The organism is Streptomyces sp. NPDC096012 (genome assembly GCF_040426375.1).
Classification (GTDB): domain Bacteria; phylum Actinomycetota; class Actinomycetes; order Streptomycetales; family Streptomycetaceae; genus Streptomyces.
In genome coordinates this window covers 137,620-160,520 of sequence record NZ_JBEOTD010000007.1, presented here as the reverse complement: position 1 = coordinate 160,520, position 22,901 = coordinate 137,620, and the positions used below count along the sequence as shown (strand labels likewise).

The following is a 22,901-nucleotide window of genomic DNA, read 5'->3' as shown; positions in this document are numbered from 1 at the left end:
GCCGACCCGGAACTCCACCCGTCCGCCGTTGACTTGAACACGTTCAAAAACGGGTCTACAGTCATTCCCGTCAGCGTTTTGAACGCGTTCAAGAAGGGGTGGGGCATGGACCGCACCGTCATCGCCTACGTCATCTACCTGGTCGTCAGCATCGCGCTGACCGCCTGGGTGGCCCGCACGCTCAGCCGCAACGGCCGGATCTTCCTCTCCGACGTACTGCACGGCGACGAGAAGCTCGCGGACGCCGTCAACCACCTGCTGGTGGTGGGTTTCTACCTGGTCAACCTGGGCTTCGTGGCGCTGTACCTGAGCGGCGACGCGACGATCGAGGACACCCGCGGCATCTTCGAGGCCCTGTCGACCAAGCTCGGCGTGGTGCTGCTGGTGCTCGGCGTGATGCACCTGGCCAACGTGTACGTGCTCAACAGGATCCGCCGGCGCGGGGTGATGGAGCGGGAGCAGCGGCCTCCCGTCACCCCGCAGGAGTGGGTCGCTCCGGCGGCCGGCGCGTGACGGTCATGACCGGCGTGACGAACACGGCGGACCGGGGCGCCGCGAGCGCCCCGGTCCGCGGGCTGACCGTCCTGTACGAGGCCGAGTGCGCCCTGTGCACCCACCTGCGCCGCTGGCTGACACGGCAGTCGCAGCTGGTGCCGCTGGAGCATGTACCGGCCGGCTCCGCCGAGGCGCGCGGCCGCTTCCCCGGGCTCGACCACCGCGCCACCCTGGACGAGATCACCGTCGTCGGCGACCGCGGGCAGGTCTACCGGGGCTCCCGCGCCTGGATCGTCGTCCTGTGGGCCCTGCGCGAGCACCGCCCGCTCGCCCACCGGCTCGCCGCCCCGGCCGGTGCCGTGCCGGCCCGGGACGCGGTGCTCGCCGCCGCGAAATGGCGCGGTGCGCAGGGGCGGGGACCGGGCCCGGCGCGCCGCCGGGGGCGGCAGGTGGGCGGCGCGCCCTGGCGCGGCGCACCGTGGGGCGGGCAGGCGTACGGCAGCGCGGACGGCTGGGTGTACCGCCCGGACTCCGGCTGGAGCCACGAGCCGGCGACCTGCTCCGACGGCGCCCGCCCCAGTCGTTAGGCTCTTCTACCGTGCCCGCGAAGAACGACGGCCCGGCAGCGGCCGGCCCCCAGAGCAGCAAGTCCGAGCAGACCCGCGCGCTGATCCTGGAGACCGCGATGCGGTTGTTCCAGGAGAGCGGGTACGACAAGACGACCATGCGGGCCATCGCCAAGGAGGCCGGGGTCTCCGTGGGCAACGCCTACTACTACTTCGCGGGCAAGGAGCACCTGATCCAGGGGTTCTACGACCGGATCGCCACCGAACACCAGGTGGCGGTCCGGGAGGTCCTGGACCGGGAGACCGACCTGGAGGCGCGGCTGGCCGGCGTCCTGACCGCCTGGCTGGACATCGCCAGGCCCTACCACGAGTTCGCCGTGCAGTTCTTCAAGAACGCCGCCGACCCCGACAGCCCGCTCAGCCCCTTCTCCCCGGAGAGCGAGCACGCGCGCGAACAGGCGATCAGCGTGCACCGGGAGGTACTGGCCGGCTCCAGGTCCAAGGTGGCGCCCGAACTGCGGGACGTGCTGCCGGAGTTGATGTGGCTCTCACAGATGGGGCTGGTCCTGTACTGGGTCTTCGACCGCACGGAGGGGCGCGAGCGCAGCTACCGGCTGGCGCGGCGCGGGGCCCGGCTGACGGCGCGCGGGGTCGCCCTGGCCCGGTTCCGCGTCCTGCGCCCGCTCGTCCTGGAGATCCACGAGCTGTTCACGGACTTCCTCCCGGGCATGACGAAGGCACTGCCGGACCCGGGACGCAGACGGGACGAGTGATCACTTCCGGGTGAAGAAACGGGAACGGGACGCGGGCCCGGTCTCAGCGCACGCAGAGGCCGGACCCGGCACAAGTCCCTGGGAGGGGCTCAGATCCAGCCCAGCCGCCACAGCCGGAACACGCCCGTGCCGTCGTCCAGGTACTGGCCGCCGCCCACGTCCTGGGTGCTGACCACGTACTCCTTGCGCTGCCACAGCGGGATCAGCGGCACGTCCTGGGCCACGTCGGTCTGGAGGTCGCGGAAGTCGCCCGCCACCCGGCTGCGGTCGGCGAACTGCCGGCTGTCCAGGATGAGATGGTCGACCAGCTTGTTGCTGTACCCGGTGCTCATCGTGGAGCCGGTGCCCACGAGCGGGCCGCCGAAGGTGTCCGGGTCGGGATAGTCGGCCACCCAGCCGACCGCCCAGGCGTCCATCTTCCCCGCGGCCCAGCGCTTCTGGAAGTCGGTCCACTCGTAGCCCCTGACGTCGACCTTGAACAGGCCGTCCGCCTCCAGCTGCTTCTTCAGGGCCGCGGCCTCCTCCGCGCCGGCGCCGCGGCCGACGCCGTAGCCCAGGGTGAACCGTACCGGCAGGCTCACCCCGGCCTCGGTGAGCAGCGCGCGCGCCTTCTTGGGGCTCCGCGCCGGGTAGCCGTCGAAGAACGACGTGGTGTGGCCGATGATGCCGGTCGGGACCAGCGAGTACAGCGGATCGACCGTGCCCTCGTAGACCGTCGCGGCCAGCTCCTCGCGGTTGACCAGCCAGGCCATCGCGCGCCGCACGCGCGCGTCGTGCAGCGGGGAGGCGGCGCGGGTGTTGAGGTACAGGTTGCGGGTCTCGGAGCTGTCGGACTCGGTGACCCGGATGTCGGGGTCGCTCGGGTTCAGCTGCGACAGCACGTCCGGCGACAGCGTCCGGGTGGCGACATCGACCTGCCGGGCCTTCCAGGCGCCGTCGAGTTTCCGGGAGTCGGGGTAGTAGCGCAGCGCGATGGGGCGGCCGGTGCCGCTGAGGTAGCCCCTGTAGTGCGTGTTCGGCTCGAGGTCGGCCTTCTCGTCCTTGGTGTAACCCGTCAGCCGGTACGGCCCCGTGCCGTCGACCGCGGAGCCGGAACGCAGCGCGCCGGCCGGGTACTTGTCCTTGTCGACGATCGAACCGGCGCCCGTGGCGACCTTCAGCGGGAAGGTGGCGTCCGGCGAGGACAGGTGGAAGGTGACCGTCTTGGCGTCGTCGGCGGTCACCGAGCCGAGCGTGCCGAACAGGGACACGGGGCCGACATCGGAATTGATCTTCTTCATGCGGTCGAAGGAGTACTTCACGTCCGCGGCCGTCATCTCGCGACCGCTCGGGAAGGTGATCCCGTCCCGCAGCCTGCACGTGTACGTCCTCAGGCCGCTGCCCTCGAAGCCGCAGCTCTTCGCCGCGTCCGGGACCGGCTCCACCCCGCCCGGCTCGAAGGTCAGCAGCGACTGGAAGACGTTGCTGAACAACGCCCAGGAACCGGCGTCGTAGGCGCCGGCCGGATCCAGCGCGGTGACGGCGTCCGTCGTGCCGACCGTGATCGTCTTGTTCCTGTTCTCCTGCGACGGCAGCAACTGCCAGCCGCCGATTCCCACGACCGCGAGCACGAGCGAAGTCACGAGAACGCGCATGCGAACAGATCGCATGGTGGTGCCCTCCCCAAGCCCCAAGGGGCCCTACCCCTGGCCAGCACGAGCCGCAAGGGGCCCTACCCCTGGCCAGCACGACTGGGCCACTCCCCTAAGTGGCGCGGCTCACCTAATCACACCTGTTTCAGCTCGCGGAAGGGCTTTCTGACCAGATGAGGAAGAACTTACCGAGGCGAGGACCGGCCCCCGGGAAGCCGGGCCGGGCCGGGGTGCGCCGGAGCCGGAAGGGGCCCCCGAAGCGCTCCGCGGCCAGGGCGGCGGCCGCGGAGACGGTGACCACGTGGGGCCCGTCCCCCGCTATGACGTACGGCGCAGTGCGCGCAGTCCGCGCAACCCGATGACCCCGATGGCCGTCCCCCATACGAAGGAGACGACCGCCAGCAGCAGGTGCACCCAGAAGTACGCGGTCGGGTGACCGTCGTCGAACGCCAGCCCGCTGCTGTCCTTGACGAGGTTCTTGACGAAAGTGACCCAGATGACCCAGCTCCACACCCCGAAGGCGAGCAGGAACCAGGAGACCGGGCGGCTGAGCTTCATACCCCCAGTATCGCCGTCCCGTGTCCGGTTCCGTGTCGGGGGTGGAGCGGGTGGCGGGACTTCCCCGTTTGCTCCGGGTACGTTCTCGGTCGTGCCCGCAGTCAAGAAGACCGGCCGACGATCACTGCTGGTCACCTCCGCCACCCTGCTGTCCCTCTCCGTCACGGCGCCCGCCGCCCTCGCCGCGCCGGCCCCCTCGGCCAGTCCGACGGCCACGCCGCCGGCCCGCATGTCGGAGCTGGGCGGCGCCCGGCTCGGTCTGCCCGGCACCCAGGTGAACCTCGCGCCCGGCGTGCCCGTGCTGCCCAGGGACCTCACCGCGCGGTCGTGGATCGTCTCCGACGCGGAGTCCGGTCAGGTGCTCGCCGCGCACAACGCGCACTGGCGGCTGCCCCCGGCGAGCACCCTGAAGATGCTGTTCGCGGACACCGTGCTGCCCCGGTTCCCCAAGGCCACCGCGCACAAGGTGGTGCCCTCGGACCTCGCGGGCATGGGCGCCGGCTCCAGCGTCGTCGGGATAAAGGCGGGGAAGACCTACACCGTCCACGACCTGTGGCTCGGGGTCTTCCTGCGCTCCGGCAACGACGCCGTGCACGTGCTGTCCCGGATGAACGGCGGCGTCGCGCAGACCGTGCGGGACATGCAGGCCCACGCCGAGGAACTGCAGGCCCTGGACACCCACGTGGTCTCCCCCGACGGCTACGACGAGCCGAGGCAGGTGTCGTCCGCCTACGACCTGACGCTGTTCGCCCGCTCCGGACTGCAGAAGAAGGACTTCCGCGACTACTGCTCGACGGTGCGGGCGACGTTCGGGGACGGTGAGATCCGGAACACCAACCGGTTGCTGAGCGGCGACACCGACGTGCCCGTGTACCAGGGCATCGCGGGTGTGAAGAACGGCAACACCACCCACGCGGGCGCCACCTTCACCGGAGTCGCCGAGCGGGGCGGCAAGGTGCTGCTGGTCACGGTGATGAACCCGGAGAAGCACGAGCACAACGAGGTCTACAAGGAGTCCGCGAAGCTGCTCGACTGGGGCTTCCAGGCGGCCGGCAAGGTCACTCCGGTGGGCGAGCTGGTGCCTCCGAAGAGCGCCGCGCCGGGGTCCCCGAGCCCCGGCGCGTCGGCCGGGCAGGCCGCCCGGGGGGCCGGGGTCGGCTCGAAACCGGTGGCGAGCGCCGCCACGGGCGGCGGCTCCCGCGGCGTGGGTGTCGCCCTGGCCATCACGGGCGGGCTGCTGGTGCTGCTCGGGGGCGGTGTGTTCCTGATCAACCGGCGCTGGCCGCTGCCGGACCTGATGCGGCGTCGGACCCGTCCGTGAGTTCCGCCTCCTTGCTCTTCGTCGCCGTCCAGGAGGCGCAGAACAGGACGAGTTTCGCGGTGAAGTTGATCCACAGCAGCAGTGCCACGGGGACACCGAAGGCGCCGTACACGCTCTTCGCGGCGACTCCCTGGATATAGCCGCTGATCAGCAGCTTCAGCACCTCGAAGCCGATCGAGCCGAGCAGCGCGGCGACCAGCAGGCGGCGGCGCTGCGGCTCGACCCCGGGCAGCAGGGTGAGGACGTAGAGCAGGACGAGGAAGTCGCCGAGGACGGCGACGGCGAACGCGGCGATCCGCAGCAGCAGGCTGCCCCAGCTGTGCTCGTCCAGGCCGATCTGCCGGGACAGCCAGCCGACGGCGGCCGAGGCGAGCGTGGACGCGGCGAGCGTGACCAGCAGGGCGCCGCCGAGGCCGAGGAGGATGACGGCGTCCTTGGCCTTGGCCAGCACCGGGTTCTCCTCGCGGTCGGCCAGCTCCCAGACCGAGCGCAGGCAGTCCCGCACCTGGCCGACCCAGCCGATGCCGGTGAACAGCAGCGCGGCGCCCGCGATGACGCCGACGGTGCCGGCGTTCTGCGCCAGCGAGCTGACGTCCAACTGCTGGGAGAGGCCCGGGAACTGGTCGGCGATCCGGTCCTCGACCGTCTTCTGGCTGGCCGGGCTGAGCGTGGCGGCGGTGAGGGCCGCGGCCACGGTCAGCAGCGGGAACAGCGCGATGAAGCTGACGAACGTCATGGCGGCGGCCAGCCGGGTCCACTTCACCCGGTCCAGCCGCTCGTAGCTCCGCCACGCGTGCGTGGTCATGAGCCGGGTGATGATCGGCCCGATGCCCGGCAGCCTCTTCAGCCAGTCCATGATCCGTTCCTGCCCCCGCCGCCCCTGTCCACACCGCTGAAATGACGTCATTATCAGGGGACATCCCACTAATCACCCGTTCTCAGGAGAGGAGGGATGTTTTGTAACTAATGCACAGCATCCGGGCTATACGGTCACCGGCATGTCTGGAGACACAGTTGCCGTCACCGGCCCGGGACGCACCGCGCCCGCCGTCGCCCGTCTGATCCGCCCGCGCAGCTACGAGGAGGCCGCGGCCGCCGTCCGCGACTGCGGAGCGCGCGGGGCCGTCCCCCGCGGACTGGGGCGGGCCCACGGCGACGCGGCGCGGAACGCCGGCGGCGCCGTGCTCGACATGACGGGCCTCGACCGCATCCACGTGGTCGACGCGAGCGAGGGCATCGTGCTGTGCGACGCCGGAGTCCTCCTGCACCGGCTGGCGGACGTCCTGCTCCCGCTCGGCTGGTTCCTGCCGGTCGCCCCCGGCACCCGCCGGGTGACGGTCGGCGGCGCCATCGGCGCCGACCTGCACGGCGGCGACCACCACGTCTCCGGTTCCTTCTCCCACCATGTGCTGTCGCTGGAGCTGCTCACCGCCGACGGTGAGGTCCGCACGGTGAGCCCCGGCACGCCGCTGTTCGAGGCGACGGCCGGTGGCATGGGCCTGACCGGGATCATCCTGACGGCCACGTTCCGGCTCCTGCCGGTGGAGACGGCGTACCTGACCGTCGACACCGAGCGCGCCGCCGACCTGGACGGCCTGCTGGCCCGGCTGGGCGCCGGCGATCACCGTCACCGCTACTCGGTCGCCCGGATCGACCTGCTGGCCCGGGGCGCCGCGACCGGCCGCGGCGTCGTCACCCGCGCCGAGCACGCGCCCCCGGACGCCCTCGGCAGGGGCACGCGCGCGTGGCGGCACTCCCTGTCCGTGCGCCCGCGCCGGCTCCCGTCCGCCCTCGGCCCCGTCCCGTCCGCCCCCGCCTCCGTCCCGTCCGCGGCCGCCTTCCTGCCGGGTGGTCCGCTCGGGCCGGCCGCCCTGCTCCCGGGCGGCCTGCTGGGTCCGGCCGGTCTGCTCCCGAGTGGTCTGCTGGGTCCGTCCGCCGTCGCCCTCGTCAACGAACTGTGGTTCCGCACGGCGCCACGCGCGCGTACCGGCCAGATCCAGCGCCTGTCCGCCTTCTTCCCTCCCCTCGACGGCCTGCCCCACCGGAACCGCCCGCACGGCGGCGGCTTCGTGCAGTACCAGTTCGTCATCGGCCACGGCCGGGAGGACGCGCTGCACCGCATCGTGCGGCGCATCGCCGAACGCCGGCTCCCGTCCTTCCCCGCCGTCCTCAAACGCCTCGGGGACGCCGGCCCCGGCTGGCTCTCCTTCCCCGTGCCCGGCTGGACGCTCGCCCTGGACATCCCGGCCGCGCTGCCCGGGCTCGCCTCCTTCCTCGACGAACTCGACGAGGAGGTCGCCGCGGCCGGCGGGCGGGTCTGCCTGGCCGAGGACGCCCGGCTGCGCCCCGACCTGCTCGCCGCGATGTACCCGCGCGTGGCCGACTTCCGGGACCTGCGCGCGCGGCTCGATCCGCGCGGGGTGTTCGTCTCCGACCTCGCCCGCCGGCTCCGGCTCTGACCCCGGAGCCCGTCCCCGGACTCCTCTCCGGATTCGTCCCCGGACTCCCCCCAGACCCCTAGGAGCTGACGTGAAGGACGCCTTCGGCCTCCCCCAGTCCCTGCTCGTCCTCGGCGGCACGTCCGAGATCGCGCTGGCCACCGCGCGCCGGCTGATCGCGCGCCGCACCCGCACGGTCTGGCTGGCGGGCCGCCCCGGCGCCGCCCTGGACCAGGCCGCCGAGAAGCTGCGCGCACTCGGCGCCGACGCCCGCACGGTCGCCTTCGACGCCCTCGATCCCGAGTCCCACGAGGCGGTCCTCGGCAAGGTCTTCGCCGAGGGCGACATCGACCTGGTGCTGCTCGCCTTCGGCGTCCACGGCGACCAGGCCCACGACGAACGCGATCCGGTACGCGCGGTGCGGGTCGCCCAGACCAACTACACGGGAGCCGTCTCCGCGGGCCTGGTCGCCGCCCGTGCGCTGCAGAGCCAGGGACACGGCTCGATGGTGGTCCTGTCCTCCGTCTCCGCTGAACGGGCGCGCCGCGCCGACTTCATCTACGGCTCCAGCAAGGCCGGCCTCGACGCGTTCGCGCAGGGCCTCGGCGACGCCCTGCACGGCACCGGCGTGCACGTCATGGTCGTACGCCCCGGCGACGTCCGTGCGACGGCTCCGGCCGGCCTGCGGGAGAACGCGCTCGCGACCACTCCGGAGGCGGTCGCCGCCGCGATCGAGCTGGGCCTGCGCCGCCGCTCGGAGACGGTCTGGGTGCCCGGCGCCCTGCGCCTGGTGATGTCGGCCCTGCGGCACGCGCCACGCTCGGTGTTCCGCAGACTGCCGATCTGAGCGGTGGCCCCGCCGGGCCCGGGCGGGCGGCGCGGGGTGCCGGTCCCGGCGGACCGGGCACGAGGCACGGGGGGCCGGCCCGACTAGCGGCTGGCGATCGTCCCGCGCTCGACGTCCGCGTGACCGGCCTGCGGCGGCACCAGGGAACCGCCGAAGGTGAACTCCCGCAACTTGCGCCACACCCCGTCGGCACCCTGCTCGTAGAGCGCGAACCCGGTGCACGGCCACTCGGCCTCGAAGTCCGCCAGCGCCTCGAAGGCGCGGTCCATCGCCGCGTCGTCGATGCCGTGCGCGACGGTGACGTGCGGGTGGTACGGGAACTGCAGTTCGCGCTGCACCGGCCCGGACGCGTCGCGCACCCGCAGCTGCAGCCGGGCGCACGCCTCGGCACCCCGCACGACCCGGACGTAGACCACCGGTGACAGGGGGCGGAAGGTGCCGGTGCCGGACAGCCGCATCGGGAACGGCCGGCCGGCCGCGGCGACCCCGGCGAGGTGCGCCTCGACGGCCGGCAGCGCGGCCTCGTCCACCTCGGTCGGCGGGAGCAGCGTGACGTGCGTGGGGATGCCGTGAGCAGCGGCGTCGCCGAAGCCCGCGCGCCGCTCCTGGAGCAGGCTGCCGTGAGGCTCCGGAACCGCGATCGACACGCCGATCGTTACGGTCCCCACGTCGTCTCCTGTCGTCGCGTCTGTTGTGTTCTGGTCGTCCGGGTATCGACTGTACGACTATGACCGTCCCCGGGGCAGGCGCAACCGAAGTGATGTGCGGCGCTCTGCCCGTTCGAGCCGCGTGCGGTCGTACGCCTCAGTGCTTCGCGGGCAGGAAACCCACCCGGTCGTACGCCTGCGCGAGCGTCTCGGCGGCGACCGCGCGAGCCTTCTCCACGCCCTTGGCGAGGATGGAGTCGAGGGTCTCGGGGTCGTCCAGGTACTGCTGGGTGCGCTCCCGGAACGGCGTCACGAACTCCACCATGACGTCGGCGAGATCCGTCTTGAGCGCGCCGTAGCCCTTGCCCTCGTACTTCGCCTCCAGGTCGGCGATGCCCTCGCCGGTGAGCGTGGAGTAGATGGTGAGCAGGTTGCTGACGCCCGGCTTGTTCTCGGTGTCGAAGCGGATCACCGTGTCGGTGTCCGTGACCGCGCTCCTGACCTTCTTCGCCGTCGTCTTCGGCTCGTCCAGCAGGTTGATCAGGCCCTTCGGCGTGGACGCCGACTTGCTCATCTTGATCGACGGGTCCTGCAGGTCGTAGATCTTCGCCGTCTCCTTGAGGATGTACGGGCGCGGGACGGTGAAGGTCTGGCCGAACCGGCCGTTGAACCGCTCGGCGAGGTCGCGGGTCAGCTCGATGTGCTGGCGCTGGTCCTCGCCGACCGGCACCTCGTTGGCCTGGTACAGCAGGATGTCGGCGACCTGCAGGATCGGGTACGTGAAGAGCCCGACGGAGGCGCGGTCGGCGCCCTGCTTGGCGGACTTGTCCTTGAACTGGGTCATGCGGGAGGCCTCGCCGAAGCCGGTGAGGCAGTTCATGACCCAGGCCAGCTGGGCGTGCTCCGGGACATGGCTCTGCACGAAGAGCGTGCAGCGCTCCGGGTCGAGGCCGGCGGCCAGCAGCTGGGCCGCGGCGAGCCGGGTGTTCGCACGCAGTTCCCGGGGATCCTGCGCGACCGTGATCGCGTGCAGGTCGACGACCATGTAGAACGCGTCGTGGGTCTCCTGCAGGGCCACCCACTGGCGGACGGCGCCGAGGTAGTTGCCGAGGTGGAACGAGCCGGCGGTGGGCTGGATACCGGAGAGCACGCGGGGTCGGTCAGTGGCCATGCTCACCATTGTCTCAGGTGCCGGGGGCCGCTCCGGAACTGGCCGGTGTCCCCGGTCCCGGCGGGTCCCGCGAACGCCGCCGCGGCGGCCCGGCGGTGCCGGGCCGCCGCGGGAGGAGCCTCGTCGGGAGCCGGCCGGTGCGCGGCCGGCGCGCACCGGGCCGGATCAGCCGAGGTCGATCTCCGGGTAGAGCGGGAAGCCGGCCACCAGGTCGGTCGCCCGCTGGGAGATCTCGTCCGCGACCTTCGGGTCGAGGACGTGCTGGGCCTTGGACGGAGTGCCCTTGCCGGTGGTGCCCGGCTCGGTGGCGGTCAGCACCCGGTCCATGAGACCGGCGACCTCGTCCATCTCGGCGGTGCCGAGGCCACGGGTGGTCAGGGCGGGCGTGCCGATGCGGATGCCGGAGGTGTACCAGGCGCCGTTGGGGTCGGCGGGGATGGCGTTGCGGTTGGTGACGATGCCGGACTCCAGCAGGGCGGCCTCGGCCTGACGGCCGGTGAGGCCGTAGGAGGTGGCGACGTCGATCAGGTTGAGGTGGTTGTCGGTGCCGCCCGTGACCAGGGTGGCGCCGCGGCGCATCAGGCCCTCGGCCAGCGCGCGGGAGTTGTCGACGATCCGCTGGGCGTAGTCCTGGAAGGAGGGCCGGCGGGCCTCGGCGAGGGCTACGGCCTTGGCGGCCATGACGTGCGGGAGCGGGCCGCCGAGGACCATCGGGCAGCCGCGGTCGACCTGGTCCTTCAGGGAGTCGTCGCACAGGACCATGCCGCCGCGGGGGCCGCGCAGCGACTTGTGGGTGGTGGTGGTGACGATCTGGGCGTGCGGCACCGGGTCGAAGTCGCCGGTGAGGACCTTGCCCGCGACCAGGCCCGCGAAGTGGGCCATGTCGACCATCAGGGTCGCCCCGACCTCGTCGGCGATCTCGCGCATGATCCGGAAGTTCACGAGCCGGGGGTAGGCGGAGTAACCGGCGACGATGATCAGCGGCTTGAACTCGCGGGCCTGGGCGCGCAGGGCCTCGTAGTCGATGAGGCCGGTGGCCGGGTCGGTGCCGTAGGAGCGCTGGTCGAACATCTTGCCGGAGATGTTCGGGCGGAAGCCGTGGGTGAGGTGGCCGCCGGCGTCCAGGGACATGCCGAGCATGCGCTGGTTGCCGAAGGCCTGGCGCAGTTCGGCCCAGTCGGCCTCGGTCAGGTCGTTGACCTGGCGGACGCCGGTCTTCCGCAGGAAGGGGGCCTCGACGCGGTCGGCGAGGACGGCCCAGAAGGCGACGAGGTTGGCGTCGATGCCGGAGTGCGGCTGGACGTAGGCGTGGCGCGCGCCGAAGAGTTCGCGGGCGTGCTCGGCGGCCAGCGACTCCACGGTGTCGACGTTGCGGCAGCCGGCGTAGAAGCGGCGGCCGACGGTGCCCTCGGCGTACTTGTCGCTGAACCAGTTGCCCATCGCCAGCAGCGTGGCCGGGGAGGCGTAGTTCTCGGAGGCGATCAGCTTGAGCATCTCGCGCTGGTCGGTGACCTCCTGGCCGATGGCGTCGGCGATGCGCGGCTCGACGGCGCGGACCACGTCGAGCGCCGCACGGAAGGCGGTGGACTCGGTGGACAGGGGCTGCTCTGGCATGGGGACCTCCGGACGGTGTACGGACAGCGTTCACGTTCGGCCCAGGCGCACGGCACTGTTTCCCGTTCGGGCCGCTCCCCGATGGTCCGTCCCATCCCAGCGCGCCAGTCACGGCCCGCTCGTCAGCCTACCGGGCGCGCCGTTCCCGGCAGGGCCCCCGTCCACCATGCGAGCGAGCGGAAGAAGGAGGTCACCACCGCGTCCGGAGGGGCCGGCGTCCACCGTGCGAGCGGGCGGAAGAGGGAGGTCACCTCCGTGTCAGCCAGGGCCCGGGAGCGCTGCCGGGGACCCGGTCGCGGCCCGCCGGCGCGGCCCTTCGCGCACGGCTGCGGGCCGCTTTCTGAGTGGTTGCGGGCGGTGCCGGACGGCCGGTAGCGGGGTGCCTAGAGGATCACGTGGGGCAGGAAGCGGGCGTACTCGTCGGTGATCAGGCCCGAGGACTCCCGGATGCCGAGACCGGCGGACTCCTCGCGGACGACCCAGGCGCCGAGGACGACGTGGTTGCCGTCGAAGGCGGGCAGCGGGGCGAGCTCCTGGTAGCAGCAGGGCTCGTCGCGGAGCACCGCGGGCTCGCCGGGCCGGTGCACGGTGACGCCCTCGCCCTCGCGGCCGAGCAGCGGCTTGGCGACGTAGCCGGTCGACCGGGCCAGCTCGCGCGGGCCGTCGAGGTGGGCGGGCAGCAGGTTGGGGTGACCGGGGTACAGCTCCCAGAGGATCGCCAGCAGCGCCTTGTTGCTGAGGAGCATCTTCCAGGCCGGTTCGATCCACAGGGTGCTGCCGGTGCCGCCGCCGTTGTCGAGGGTGTCCAGGACGTGCCGGCCGAAGGCGTCGGTGGTGAGCCACTCCCAGGGGTAGAGCTTGAAGATGCCGCGGATGAAGCGGAGCTGGTTGTCGACGAACCGGCCGGAGAGGCTGTCCCAGCCGATCTCCTCCATGGACAGCCAGTCGGTGTCGAGGCCGGCCTGTTCGGCGGTCTCCTTCAGATAGGCCACCGTCATCAGGTCCTCGCCGAGTTCGTCGGCCGAGGAGTGCGCGAAGTGCAGCGGGCTGCCGGGAGGCAGCAGGGCGGCCTGCGCGCGCCAGGCGTCGACGAGGCGCTCGTGCAGGGAGTTCCACTGGTCGGCGCCGGGGAAACGGTCCGCCATCCAGAACCACTGGGGCGAGGCCGCCTCGACCAGCGAGGTCGGGGTGTCGGCGTTGTACTCCAGCAGTTTCGCCGGGCCGGTGCCGTCGTAGCGGAGGTCGAAGCGGCCGTAGACGGAGGGGAGTTCGGCGCGGCGGTGCCAGGCCTCGGTGACCGCGGCGGCCACCCGCGGGTCGGTGATGCCGAGGTCGGCGAGGCGGTTTTCGGCCACGATGTGCCCGGCGGCCGCGAGGCACATGCGGTGCAGTTCCTCGACGGTCTCCTCCAGCGCCTCGACCTCGTCGAGGGTGAAGACGTAGTAGGCGCTCTCGTCCCAGTAGGGGCTCAGGGAGCCGTCGGGCTGACGGGTGAGCGGATAGACGAGCCCCTGCTCCTCGACGGTGCGCTGCCAGCCGGGGCGGGGGGTGATCGTACGGCGTTCCATGCGTGGATTCCCCGGTCAGCCGCCGGAGCCGCCCTTTCCGCCGCCGAAGCCGCCCCGGTGGACGCCGCCGCCTCCCGACGATCCGCCGGATCCCTTGGCCGGCCTGGTGAAGGAGCCGCCGCCCACCCAGGTGCCCTTCTTCTTGCCGCCGTAGTACCAGCCGGTGTGCGCGGAGGACTGGGTGGACTTGCAGTTCTTGTCGGAGACGACCTTGTAGCCCTTGCCGTAGGTGTAGCTGTCGCGGTCCACGCAGCGCTTGTCCGGGTCGGAAGAGCAGGCGGTCAGGGCGGCGGCCAGCAGGCCCATGCCGCCGAGGACGACCGTGCCGGAGCGCAGCCGTCTGCGTGTCCGCGGGTGTGCGGTGGTCATGTTCTGGTGTCTCCCCCGTGTCGTGGCCGAGCGGTTTCGTCGCTGACAGGCCAGCGTAGGGATCGGTGGGGACGGCCGTACAGGCGCCCCCAGTGCTTTCCCGGTCGCCTAGAGTCCTTTTGTGTTGTTCGGAATGGTGTGCGCTCTTGGCGCGGCGGTCTGCTTCGGCACCGCGACGGTGTTGCAGGCGGTGGCCGCGCGGGCGGCGGGCACGGACGGGGACGGGGGCGGGGGCGGTGGGGATGCGGCGCTGTTGCTGCGGGCGCTGCGGCAGTGGCGGTACATCGCCGGCCTCGCGCTCGACGGGGTGGGCTTCCTGCTGCAGATCGCGGCCCTGCGGTCGGTGCCGATCTACGCGGTGGGCGCGGCGCTGGCCGCCAGCCTCGCGGTGACGGCCGTGGTGGCGGCGCGACTGCTGCGGGTACGGCTGAGCGGGCTGGAGTGGGCCGCGGTGGCGGTGGTGTGCGCGGGTCTGGGGATGCTCGGGCTGGCCTCGGGTACGGAGGGTGCACTCGACGGGCCGCCCTGGCTGGGATACGCGCTGGTGGCGGTGGCCGTGGGCGTGCTGCTGCTCGGCGGGGTCGGCGGGCGGCTGTCCGGCCGGACCCGTGCCCTGCTCATGGGGCTCGGGGCCGGGTTCGGGTTCGGGGTGGTGGAGGTGGCGGTCCGGCTCATCGACTCGCTGCGCCCGGCCGAGCTGCTGACCGACCCGGCGGCGTACGCGCTGCTGCTGGGCGGCGGAGCGGCGTTCCTGCTGCTCACCTCGGCCCTGCAGCGCGGCTCCGTGACGACGGCGACGGCCGGGACGGTGATCGGCGAGACGATCGGTCCGGCGGCGGTGGGCGTGGTCTGGCTCGGCGACCGCACGCGCGAGGGCCTGGCCTGGCTCGCGGTCCTGGGCTTCGCGGTGGCGGTGGCGGGTGCGCTCCTCCTGGCCAGATTCGGCGAGGCACCGGCGGAGGAGGGGGCGGCTCTGCCGGCACCGGCGGAGAGGTAGCCCCTTTCCGGCACCGGCGGAGACGAGGTGGGCCTTTCCGGCACCGGCGGCGGGGATCGGGTGAGCCCGGCAGGCCGCCGGCCCTCTCGCCCAGGGCCGGCGGCCTGCTCACTCGGTGACGTTCAGGACAGCCACCGCTTCCACACGTCGGGGTGGCCGTCCACCCACTTCTTCGCCGCCTCCTGGGGGCTCAGCTTCTGGTCGGCGATCATCAGCGAGACCTCGTTCTGGTCCCGGGTGGTCCACCGGAACTTCTTCAGGAAGGCAGCCGCCCTGCCGCCGGACCTCGCGAAGTCGGCGTTGAGGTACTTCTTCAGCGGGGTGTGCGGATAGGCGCAGGTGATCTTGGCGGCGTCCGCGTCGCAGCCCTCCTTGTACGGCGGCAGCTTCACCTCCGTCATGGGGACCTTCTCGGACAGCCACTGGGGTGTGTACCAGTACGTCAGGAAGGGCTTCTTCTCCTTGGCGAACTGCTTCATCTGCGTGATCTGCGCCGCCTCGGATCCGGCGAAGACGACCTGGTAGTCCAGCTTCAGGTTCTTCACCAGCGCCTTGTCGTTGGTGACGTAGGACGGGGAGCCGTCCATCAGCTGGCCCTTGCCGCCGCTCTCCGCGGTGCGGAAGAGCGAGGCGTACTTGTTCAGGTTCCGCCAGTCGGTGATGTCGGGGTGCTGCTTGGCGAGGTAGGTCGGCACGAACCAGCCGATGTGCCCGGTCACCCCGAGGCCGCCGGCGTCGGCGATCGTCTTCTTGTCCTCGACGTACCGCTTCTCCTGCTCCGGGTGGCCCCAGTCCTCCAGCAGGGCGTCGACCCGGCCCTGGCTGAGCGCGTCCCAGGCGGGCACCTCGTCGACCTGCACGGTGTCGACGCGGTAGCCGAGCCTGTGCTCCAGGATGTACTGGGCGACGGCCACGTCGGACTGCGCACCCACCCAGGACTGCACGGACAGGGTGACGGTCTTCGAGCCCTGCGCGTTGGCGAACGGGCTGGCCTGCTTGGTCATGTCGGCCGCGCCGCAGCCGGTGGTCAGTCCCAGTGCGGCGACGGCGGCGACCATGGCGGTCGTACGGAATCGCATGTCAGGCTCCCTTCCTCGGGCGGCGTTCCGTCGGCTGGGTCACCCGGTCGAGCATCAGGCCCAGGCAGACGATGGCCGCACCGGCCACCAGACCGGTCGCCAGGTCGCCCTGGGCGAGGCCGAACACCACGTTGTAGCCGAGCGCGCCACCGCCGACGAGACCGCCGACGACGACCACGGCGAGGACGAGCACCACGCACTGGTTGACGGCGAGCAGCATGGCGCGCCGGGCCAGCGGCACCTGCACCTGCCACAGCTGCTGGGCGCCGGTGGCTCCCAGCGAGCGCGCCGACTCCAGCGCGCCCGCGTCGACCTGGCGCAGGCCCTGGCTGACGATGCGGACGACGGCGGGCAGGGCGTAGATCACGGCGGCAGCGGCGGCGGGGGCCCGGCCCACGCCGAACAGCGCCACGACCGGGATCAGGTACACGAACTGCGGCATGGTCTGGCAGACGTCCAGCACAGGGCGCAGCAGCCGCTCGCACCGGGCGCTGCGGGCCGCGGCGACGGCGGTGCCGAAGCCGATCACCAGGGTGACGGCCACCGCGGCCAGCACCTGCGAGAGGGTGTCCAGGGCGGGGTTCCACACTCCGAGCACGCCGATCGCCGCCATCGCCAGTACGGCGGTGAGCGCCGTGCGCCAGGTGCCGATCAGCCAGGCCACCGCGGCGACCACCAGCAGCAGTCCCCACCAGGGCAGTGCCTGCAGGCCGTCCCGGACGGGGTCCAGCACCCAGGTGGTGAAGTGGGCCGCCCAGTCGGCGGTGCCGCCGACGACGGGGACGCCGCTGTAGAGGTGGTCGACCATCCAGTCCTTGGCGGTGTTCACCGGAGCGGCGATGTCGGCGACCCAGGCGTCCGGCCAGGTCAGCCGGTCCGCGAGCCGGCCAGCCAGGAGCACGGCGACGGTCACCGCGGCCGGTACGGCCCAGCGGGCGGGGGTGCGCCCGGTCGCGCTCTCGGAGCCGGCGCCCAGCCGTTCGCCCACGGCGGCGGTGACCCGGTCGAGCACGACCGCGAGCAGCACGATGGGGATGCCGGCCGCCAGCGCGGCGCCGACGTCGACGGAGGCCAGGGCCTGGTAGACGCGGTCACCCAGACCGCCGGCGCCGATCATGGAGGCGATCACGGCCATGGACAGCGCCATCATGATCGTCTGGTTGACGCCCAGCATGATCTCTTTGCGGGCCAGCGGCAGCCGGGCGGTCAGCAGCCGCTGCCGGAAGGTGGCGCCGAGCGACTGCACCGCCTCCATCACCCCGGCGTCCGCGGACCGCAGTCCGAGCGCGGTGAGGCGGGCCATGGGCGGGGCCGCGTACACGACGGTGGCGAGGACGGCCGCCGGGACGCCGATGCCGAAGACCAGGACGACGGGGAGCAGGTAGGCGAACGCCGGGAGCACCTGCATGGTGTCCAGGACCGGGCGCAGGGCGCGCTCCAGGCGCGCGGACAGCCCGGCGGCGAGGCCGAGGAGCGCGCCGACGGCGACGGAGACGAGGACGGCGACGACCATGAGGGCCAGGGTCTGCATGGTCGGGACCCACATGCCGAGGGCTCCGCAGGCCAGGAAGGCGGCCGCGGTGCCGGCAGCCAGGCGGAGACCCGCCACGCGCCAGGCGACGACGGCGCCGAACACCGTGACGCCGGCCCAGCCCGCGGCGAGCAGGGTGAGGTAGACCGCGCGGACGGAGATGACGACCGCGTTGCTGATGTAGCCGAAGAAGTACAGGAACAGGGGGTGGCTGTCCCGGTTGTCGATGACCCATTCGCTGGCCGACCGAAGCGGTCTGGTGAGGTCGACGGTCAGCTCATGGGGCCACGTTCCGCTGCCCCAGCGGGTGAGGAGGGGCAGCAGGACCGCGGTGAGGAGGGCGAGCAGCAGGAGCTTGCCGGCGGCCCGGCTCCTGAGGAGGCGGGGTTTGCCGGTACGGGACGCGGAGACCGTGAGCGTTGCCATCAGACGGCCTCCGGACTGGTGCGGGGGCCCGGCGGGGTCGCCTTCCGGGCCCGTACCTGCCCGGCACCGGCACCGGCGGCGGTGGCGGTGGCGGCACCGGCGCTCCCGGTGCTTCCGGCGCTGTCGGTGCTCCCGGCGCTGTCGGTGCTCCCGGCGCTGTCGGTGCTCCCGGTGACACCCGCGCTGTCGGCCGCACCGGTTCCGCCGGTGGGACCGGGGGCGTCCGTGGTGGCGGTTCCGCCGGTGGGGCCGGGGGCGCCGGCCGTCGCCGGGGCGGGGGTGTCGGTGGCCGGGGCCGTGCCCGCGACCACACCCAGAAGGGCGTCCGAGTCCACGACGCCCAGACACCTGCCCGAGTCCATCACCCGGGCCGGAACACCGGCGCGGGCCACCGCCTCGATCGCCTCCGCGACCGTGGCCCCCGGGCGGACCGCCGGACCGCCGGCCGTCTCCTCGGCGGACGCCGGACGCATGGCCGTACGGACCGTCAGCACCTGCTCGCGCGGCACGTCGCGGACGAACTCGCGGACGTAGTCGTCGGCCGGGGAGCCGACGATCTGCTCCGGGGTACCGAGCTGGACCACCTCGCCGTCGCGCATCAGGGCGATGCGGTCGCCGAGCTTCAGCGCCTCGGAGAGGTCGTGGGTGATGAACACCATCGTGCGGCCCTCCTCGCGGTGCAGGCGGACCACCTCTTCCTGCATGTCGCGCCGGATGAGCGGGTCGAGGGCGCTGAACGGCTCGTCGAACAGCAGCACCTCGGGGTCCACGGCCAGGGCGCGGGCCAGGCCCACCCGCTGGCGCTGGCCGCCGGAGAGCTGGCCGGGGCGGCGCTTCTCCATGCCCTCGAGGCCAACCTTGGTGACGACCTCGGCGGCCCGCTCGCGCCGCTCGGACCGGCCGACGCCCTGGATCTCCAGGCCGTAGGCGACGTTGTCGATGACGGTGCGGTGCGGGAGCAGGCCGAAGTGCTGGAAGACCATGGCGGCGCGGTGCCGGCGCAGCTCGCGCAGGCGGCCCTTGTCCATCGCGCGGACGTCCTCGCCGTCGATGGAGATCGATCCGGCCGTCGGCTCGATCAGGCGGGTCAGACAGCGCACGAGGGTGGACTTGCCGGAGCCCGACAGGCCCATCACGACGAAGACCTCGCCCTTGCGGACGTCGAAGGAGACGTCCCGGACGGCGGCGGTGCAGCCGGTGCGCGAGCGCAGCTCGGCGGCGTTCAGGCCGCTCAGCTCGGGGTCGGCGGGAACGCGGTCGGACTTCGGGCCGAAGACCTTCCACAGGCCGTCGACGGAGAAGACGGGGGCGTCGGTGGGGGGCTTGCGGGTGGGGACGGTGAGAGTCATCGCAGGTCACTTCCGATGAGGTCGACGGCCTTCTCCCCGACCATGAGCACGCCGATCATCGGGTTCACCGCGGGCATGGTCGGGAAGACGGAGGCGTCGGCGATGCGGATGCCGGACAGACCCCGGATGCGCAGCTCCGGGTCGACCACGGCCAGTTCGTCGTCGGCGGCGCCCATCTTGCAGGTGCCGGCCGGGTGGTAGACGGTGTGCGCGGCCTTGCGCGCGTACTCGCTCAGTTCGGCGTCGCCGAGGATCTCGGGGCCGGGGCACACCTCGCGCTTGAGCCAGCCGGCCAGCGGCTCGGTCTTGGCGATCTCGCGGGCGATGCGGATGCCGTCGACGAGGGTACGGGCGTCGTAGTCGTCCTCGTCGGTGAAGTACCGGAAGTCCAGGGCCGGCTTCACGGACGGGTCGGCGCTGGTCAGGAAGACGCGGCCGCGGCTCTTGGGCTTGGGGATGTTGGGGGTCATCGAGACGCCGTGGGCGGGGCGTTCGTAGCCGAGGCGCTCGGGGTTGTCCGTGAACGGGATCTGGTAGAAGTGGAACATCAGGTCCGGGCCCGCGTGTTCGGGGTCGCGGCGCACGAACAGGCCCGCGTCGGAGTCCATCGCGGAGTTCTCCGGGATCGGTCCGTTCGTCTCCCAGACGATCACCGACTCGGGGTGGTCGAGCAGGTTCTCGCCGACGCCCGGCAGGTCGTGCGCGACCGGGATGCCGAGTGCCTCGAGGTCCTTGCGGGGCCCGATGCCCGAATGCAGCAGCAGACGCGGGGAGTCGACGGCGCCCGCGCACAGCACGACCTCGTTGCGGGCGCGTATCAGCAGTTCCTCGCCGTCCGCGGTGCGGACGTGGACGCCCTCGGCGCGGGTGCCGTTCAGCTCCAGCCTGTACGCCCAGGTCTCCAGGAAGATGCGCAGGTTCGGGCGTTCGTCCATCACCGGGTGCAGATAGGCGACGGAGGCGGAGGAGCGCTTGTTGTCCTCCGGGTGGTAGGCCAGGTCGAAGAAGCCGACGCCCTCGGTGAACGGCTTGCGGTTGAAGCCCTCGACCCGGGGCACCCCGAGCGCCGATCCGGCGGCGTCGACGAAGTCCCGGGCGATGGCGTTGCGGTCCTTCTCGTCGACGGAGACGATGTTGTTCCTCAGGCGCGCGAAGTAGGCCTCCATGGCGACCGCGCCCCAGCCCTTGGCGCCGGCGGCCTCCCACTCGTCCCAGTCGGAGGGCAGCGGCTTGAAGGAGATGAGGGTGTTGTGCGAGGAGCAGCCGCCGAGGACGCGGGCGCGGCTGTGCCGGATGTGGGAGTTGCCGCGGGGCTGCTCGGTGGTCGGGTAGTCGTAGTCGAGCTCACCGCCGAGCAGGCCCATCCAGCGGCGCAGGGTGAGGACGTCGTCGCGGCCGACGTCGCTCGGTCCGCCCTCGATGACGGCGACGGTGACGTCGGGGTTCTCGGTGAGGCGGGAGGCGATGACGGAGCCCGCCGTGCCGCCGCCGATGACGACGAAGTCGAATTCGTGGGTGTGATCCGGCATGGGGTGGTTACTCCTGCGGGGTGGGAGGACGGACGGAGTGCTGTGGCTGGTCCGCCGGCGGGGCGTGGGGTCCCGGCCGGCGGGCCGGCGGCGGTCTCAGCCGGCGAACCAGCGCACCGGCGCGGGCGCGAGGTTCTGGTAGATGTGCTTCGCCTCGCGGTACTCGGCGAGCCCGGCGGGGCCCAGTTCGCGGCCGGTGCCGCTCCGGCCGAAGCCGCCCCATTCCGCCTGCGGCAGGTAGGGGTGGAAGTCGTTGATCCAGACGGTGCCGTGGCGCAGCCGGCCGGCGACCCGGCGTGCCTTGCCGGGGTCGGTGGTCCACACGGCGCCGGCCAGGCCGTACTCGGTGTCGTTGGCGAGGCGCACGGCCTCTTCCTCAGTGTGGAAGGTCTCGACGGTGAGGACGGGTCCGAAGACCTCCTCGCGTACGACCTTCATCTCGCGGTGGCAGGCGTCGAGGACCGTCGGCTCGTAGAAGTAGCCGGACTCGGGCCGCTCGGGTGACGGTTCCGGCCGCTTGCCGCCGCAGCGCAGCACCGCGCCCTCGGCGAGCGCGGAGGCGACGTACGCCTCGACCTTGGCGCGCTGCTGCTCGGAGACGAGCGGGCCGCACTCGACGCCGTCCGCGGTGCCGCGGCCGAGCCTGATACGCCGGGCGCGGCGGGCGAGTTCGGCGACGAAGCGGTCGCGGACCGACTCCTCGACGATGAGGCGTGCGCCGGCCGAGCAGACCTGGCCGCTGTGGATGAAGGCGGCGTTGAGGGCCTGGTCGACGGCGGTGTCGAAGTCCTTCTCGGTGGCGCAGGCGTCGGCGAAGACCACGTTGGGGTTCTTGCCGCCGAGTTCGAGGGCGACCTTCTTCACGCTCGGGGCGGCGGCCTGGGCGACCTTGGTGCCGCTGATCAGGCCGCCGGTGAAGGAGACCAGATCGACGTCGGGGTGCTCGGCGAGCCGGGCGCCGACGGTGTGCCCGGGGCCGGTGACGATGTTGGCGACACCGGCGGGCAGCCCGGCCTCGGCCAGCAGCTCGATCAGTGCGACGGTGGTCAGCGGCGTGATCTCGCTCGGCTTGATCACGAAGGTGTTGCCGGCCGCGAGGGCCGGGGCGACCTTCCAGCTGGCCTGGAGGAGGGGGTAGTTCCAGGGGGTGATCAGCGCGCAGACGCCGACCGGCTCGTGTACGACGACGCTGTGGACGTCGGGCGTGCCGGCGTCGACCACCCGGCCCGGGGCCTCGGCGGCGACGAGGTCGGCGAAGTAGCGGAAGGCGTCGGCGACGCAGTCGATGTCGACGCGGCCCTCCTCGACGGTCTTGCCCGCGTCCCGGCTCTCCAGCAGGCCGAGTTCCTCGCGGTCGCGGACGAGGAGATCGGCGACGCGCCGCAGCAGGGCGGCGCGCTCGGCGACCGGGGTGCCGGGCCAGGGACCCTGGTCGAACGCCTGCCGGGCGGCGGCCACCGCGCGGTCCGCGTCCTTCTCGTCACCCTCGGCGACCACGGCGAACGGCCGGGCGTCCGCCGGGTCGAGGATCTCGCGCGTCGCGCCGGAGCCCGCGCCCGCCCACTCGCCCCCCGCGTGGATGGTCTCCTGGGCCTGTCGTACCGTTCTGTGCGCCATGATCGGTGTTGCCTTCCGTTCCTGTGCAGTACCCCTGCGTCACGTGGGTGTCACGCTCGGGGACCGTGGCCGCCTGCCCAAGACCTGCGGATCGCATGCGCAATCAGTGGCCGAAAGTGCGCGGCGTCACTGAAAATGCGGTCGAAAGCGGACAAAAGTGGGGCAGGCGCAGTCGTTCGGTGGCCATTGAAGGCAGTTCCGGGCCGGGAAAGGGCCGGGTGTCGGGGCGGGACGCGGGCGCGGGCCGCTCCCGGGGGGACGGCGGAGGTGCCGGGGTGGGGACTGGGACGCGGGCCGGCCCCGGGGGACGCCGGGGGGGACGGCGGAGGTGCCGGGGCGGGAGCGGGGACGCGGGCCGGCCCCGGGGGCCGACGG

20 protein-coding genes and 1 riboswitch are annotated in these 22,901 nt (G+C 72.5%); of the genes, 7 read left to right on the top strand and 13 right to left on the bottom strand.

The genetic code is table 11. The features are described 5' to 3' along the window. The first annotated feature begins 105 nt into the window (after window positions 1–105). The 3 genes from ABVB68_RS10400 to ABVB68_RS10390 are packed head-to-tail and all read left to right on the top strand — an operon-like array spanning window position 106 to window position 1,834. The gene (locus tag ABVB68_RS10400) at window positions 106–513 is read left to right on the top strand and encodes a hypothetical protein (protein ID WP_353600611.1); all 408 of its coding nucleotides are present in this window, start codon (window positions 106–108) and stop codon (window positions 511–513) included. Window positions 514–518: 5 nt separating this feature from the next. Beyond that, a complete protein-coding gene (locus ABVB68_RS10395) occupies window positions 519–1,082 on the top strand; it encodes a thiol-disulfide oxidoreductase DCC family protein (protein WP_353600610.1) in 564 nt (187 codons plus the stop codon). 11 nt (window positions 1,083–1,093) lie between these two features. Next, the gene (locus ABVB68_RS10390; protein WP_353600609.1) at window positions 1,094–1,834 is read left to right on the top strand and encodes a TetR/AcrR family transcriptional regulator; all 741 of its coding nucleotides are present in this window, start codon (window positions 1,094–1,096) and stop codon (window positions 1,832–1,834) included. An 89-nt stretch (window positions 1,835–1,923) separates the two neighbouring features. On the opposite strand, the gene ABVB68_RS10385 is transcribed toward ABVB68_RS10390, so the two are convergent. Continuing rightward, window positions 1,924–3,468: an ABC transporter substrate-binding protein gene (locus tag ABVB68_RS10385; RefSeq protein WP_353600608.1), complete on the bottom strand. Its 1,545-nt coding sequence runs from the start codon at window positions 3,466–3,468 to the stop codon at window positions 1,924–1,926. A 315-nt stretch (window positions 3,469–3,783) separates the two neighbouring features. Continuing rightward, entirely contained in the window at window positions 3,784–4,023 is a 240-nt protein-coding gene (locus ABVB68_RS10380; RefSeq protein WP_353600607.1) for an SCO4848 family membrane protein, read from the bottom strand. A gap of 91 nt (window positions 4,024–4,114) precedes the next feature. Here ABVB68_RS10380 and ABVB68_RS10375 point away from each other — a divergent pair, with 91 nt between their 5' ends. Beyond that, the gene (locus tag ABVB68_RS10375) at window positions 4,115–5,344 is read left to right on the top strand and encodes a D-alanyl-D-alanine carboxypeptidase family protein (RefSeq protein WP_353600606.1); all 1,230 of its coding nucleotides are present in this window, start codon (window positions 4,115–4,117) and stop codon (window positions 5,342–5,344) included. On the opposite strand, the gene ABVB68_RS10370 is transcribed toward ABVB68_RS10375, so the two are convergent. Then, window positions 5,292–6,200: a YihY/virulence factor BrkB family protein gene (locus tag ABVB68_RS10370; protein ID WP_353600605.1), complete on the bottom strand. Its 909-nt coding sequence runs from the start codon at window positions 6,198–6,200 to the stop codon at window positions 5,292–5,294. The genes ABVB68_RS10375 and ABVB68_RS10370 overlap by 53 nt on opposite strands. A gap of 142 nt (window positions 6,201–6,342) precedes the next feature. Here ABVB68_RS10370 and ABVB68_RS10365 point away from each other — a divergent pair, with 142 nt between their 5' ends. After that, the gene (locus ABVB68_RS10365; RefSeq protein WP_353600604.1) at window positions 6,343–7,803 is read left to right on the top strand and encodes an FAD-binding protein; all 1,461 of its coding nucleotides are present in this window, start codon (window positions 6,343–6,345) and stop codon (window positions 7,801–7,803) included. A 70-nt stretch (window positions 7,804–7,873) separates the two neighbouring features. Then, entirely contained in the window at window positions 7,874–8,629 is a 756-nt protein-coding gene (gene dprE2 / locus ABVB68_RS10360) for a decaprenylphospho-beta-D-erythro-pentofuranosid-2-ulose 2-reductase (protein ID WP_353600603.1), read from the top strand. Window positions 8,630–8,712: 83 nt separating this feature from the next. Here dprE2 and ABVB68_RS10355 read toward each other — a convergent pair whose 3' ends face one another. The 5 genes from ABVB68_RS10355 to ABVB68_RS10335 form a co-directional block, all read right to left on the bottom strand. Beyond that, window positions 8,713–9,297 (bottom strand): 2'-5' RNA ligase family protein, encoded by a 585-nt coding sequence (locus ABVB68_RS10355; RefSeq protein ID WP_353600602.1) that lies wholly within the window; start codon window positions 9,295–9,297, stop codon window positions 8,713–8,715. A 136-nt stretch (window positions 9,298–9,433) separates the two neighbouring features. Next, window positions 9,434–10,447, bottom strand: a complete 1,014-nt coding sequence (gene trpS, locus ABVB68_RS10350) for a tryptophan--tRNA ligase (RefSeq protein ID WP_353600601.1) — start codon at window positions 10,445–10,447, stop codon at window positions 9,434–9,436. A gap of 165 nt (window positions 10,448–10,612) precedes the next feature. After that, complete coding sequence (locus ABVB68_RS10345; RefSeq protein WP_353600600.1) at window positions 10,613–12,061, bottom strand: glycine hydroxymethyltransferase; 1,449 nt, start codon at window positions 12,059–12,061, stop codon at window positions 10,613–10,615. A 32-nt stretch (window positions 12,062–12,093) separates the two neighbouring features. After that, a riboswitch (ZMP/ZTP riboswitch) is annotated at window positions 12,094–12,183 on the bottom strand. 261 nt (window positions 12,184–12,444) lie between these two features. Beyond that, entirely contained in the window at window positions 12,445–13,629 is a 1,185-nt protein-coding gene (locus tag ABVB68_RS10340; RefSeq protein ID WP_353600599.1) for a glutathionylspermidine synthase family protein, read from the bottom strand. 15 nt (window positions 13,630–13,644) lie between these two features. After that, on the bottom strand, window positions 13,645–13,998 hold the full coding sequence (locus ABVB68_RS10335; protein WP_353600598.1) for a hypothetical protein: 354 nt from the start codon (window positions 13,996–13,998) through the stop codon (window positions 13,645–13,647). Between the two features lie 133 nt (window positions 13,999–14,131). On the opposite strand from ABVB68_RS10335, the gene ABVB68_RS10330 reads away from it, so the two are divergent. Next, a complete protein-coding gene (locus tag ABVB68_RS10330; protein WP_353600681.1) occupies window positions 14,132–14,995 on the top strand; it encodes a DMT family protein in 864 nt (287 codons plus the stop codon). A 122-nt stretch (window positions 14,996–15,117) separates the two neighbouring features. Here the strand turns inward: ABVB68_RS10330 and ABVB68_RS10325 are convergent, their stop codons facing one another. The 5 genes from ABVB68_RS10325 to ABVB68_RS10305 all read right to left on the bottom strand — a co-directional run bounded on the left by ABVB68_RS10325 (window position 15,118) and on the right by ABVB68_RS10305 (window position 22,526). Continuing rightward, entirely contained in the window at window positions 15,118–16,074 is a 957-nt protein-coding gene (locus ABVB68_RS10325) for an ABC transporter substrate-binding protein (protein ID WP_353600597.1), read from the bottom strand. A gap of 1 nt (window position 16,075) precedes the next feature. Then, window positions 16,076–18,031, bottom strand: a complete 1,956-nt coding sequence (locus ABVB68_RS10320) for an ABC transporter permease (RefSeq protein ID WP_353600596.1) — start codon at window positions 18,029–18,031, stop codon at window positions 16,076–16,078. Next, entirely contained in the window at window positions 18,031–19,380 is a 1,350-nt protein-coding gene (locus tag ABVB68_RS10315) for a quaternary amine ABC transporter ATP-binding protein (RefSeq protein WP_353600595.1), read from the bottom strand. Before ABVB68_RS10315 ends, ABVB68_RS10320 begins: the two co-directional genes overlap by 1 nt. Further along, window positions 19,377–20,909 carry a GMC family oxidoreductase gene (locus tag ABVB68_RS10310; protein WP_353600594.1) on the bottom strand — a complete coding sequence of 511 codons (1,533 nt, stop codon included), beginning with the start codon at window positions 20,907–20,909 and terminating at the stop codon, window positions 19,377–19,379. The genes ABVB68_RS10315 and ABVB68_RS10310 overlap by 4 nt, the downstream gene beginning before the upstream one ends. A 96-nt stretch (window positions 20,910–21,005) precedes the next feature. After that, window positions 21,006–22,526, bottom strand: coding sequence for an aldehyde dehydrogenase family protein (locus ABVB68_RS10305; RefSeq protein WP_353600593.1), 1,521 nt, complete (start codon window positions 22,524–22,526; stop codon window positions 21,006–21,008). Window positions 22,527–22,901 lie beyond the last annotated feature (375 nt).

What these genes read in the sequence shown, in the direction of transcription:
- ABVB68_RS10400 (WP_353600611.1), top strand. Translation starts at nt 106, where the DNA reads ATGGACCGCACCGTCATCGCCTACGTCATCTACCTGGTCGTCAGCATC.
- ABVB68_RS10395 (WP_353600610.1), top strand. Translation starts at nt 519, where the DNA reads ATGACCGGCGTGACGAACACGGCGGACCGGGGCGCCGCGAGCGCCCCG.
- ABVB68_RS10385 (WP_353600608.1), bottom strand. Translation starts at nt 3,468, where the DNA reads ATGCGCGTTCTCGTGACTTCGCTCGTGCTCGCGGTCGTGGGAATCGGC.
- ABVB68_RS10380 (WP_353600607.1), bottom strand. Translation starts at nt 4,023, where the DNA reads ATGAAGCTCAGCCGCCCGGTCTCCTGGTTCCTGCTCGCCTTCGGGGTG.
- ABVB68_RS10370 (WP_353600605.1), bottom strand. Translation starts at nt 6,200, where the DNA reads ATGGACTGGCTGAAGAGGCTGCCGGGCATCGGGCCGATCATCACCCGG.
- ABVB68_RS10365 (WP_353600604.1), top strand. Translation starts at nt 6,343, where the DNA reads ATGTCTGGAGACACAGTTGCCGTCACCGGCCCGGGACGCACCGCGCCC.
- trpS (WP_353600601.1), bottom strand. Translation starts at nt 10,447, where the DNA reads ATGGCCACTGACCGACCCCGCGTGCTCTCCGGTATCCAGCCCACCGCC.
- ABVB68_RS10345 (WP_353600600.1), bottom strand. Translation starts at nt 12,061, where the DNA reads ATGCCAGAGCAGCCCCTGTCCACCGAGTCCACCGCCTTCCGTGCGGCG.
- ABVB68_RS10340 (WP_353600599.1), bottom strand. Translation starts at nt 13,629, where the DNA reads ATGGAACGCCGTACGATCACCCCCCGCCCCGGCTGGCAGCGCACCGTC.
- ABVB68_RS10335 (WP_353600598.1), bottom strand. Translation starts at nt 13,998, where the DNA reads ATGACCACCGCACACCCGCGGACACGCAGACGGCTGCGCTCCGGCACG.
- ABVB68_RS10330 (WP_353600681.1), top strand. Translation starts at nt 14,132, where the DNA reads ATGGTGTGCGCTCTTGGCGCGGCGGTCTGCTTCGGCACCGCGACGGTG.
- ABVB68_RS10325 (WP_353600597.1), bottom strand. Translation starts at nt 16,074, where the DNA reads ATGCGATTCCGTACGACCGCCATGGTCGCCGCCGTCGCCGCACTGGGA.
- ABVB68_RS10320 (WP_353600596.1), bottom strand. Translation starts at nt 18,031, where the DNA reads ATGGCAACGCTCACGGTCTCCGCGTCCCGTACCGGCAAACCCCGCCTC.
- ABVB68_RS10315 (WP_353600595.1), bottom strand. Translation starts at nt 19,380, where the DNA reads ATGACTCTCACCGTCCCCACCCGCAAGCCCCCCACCGACGCCCCCGTC.
- ABVB68_RS10310 (WP_353600594.1), bottom strand. Translation starts at nt 20,909, where the DNA reads ATGCCGGATCACACCCACGAATTCGACTTCGTCGTCATCGGCGGCGGC.
- ABVB68_RS10305 (WP_353600593.1), bottom strand. Translation starts at nt 22,526, where the DNA reads ATGGCGCACAGAACGGTACGACAGGCCCAGGAGACCATCCACGCGGGG.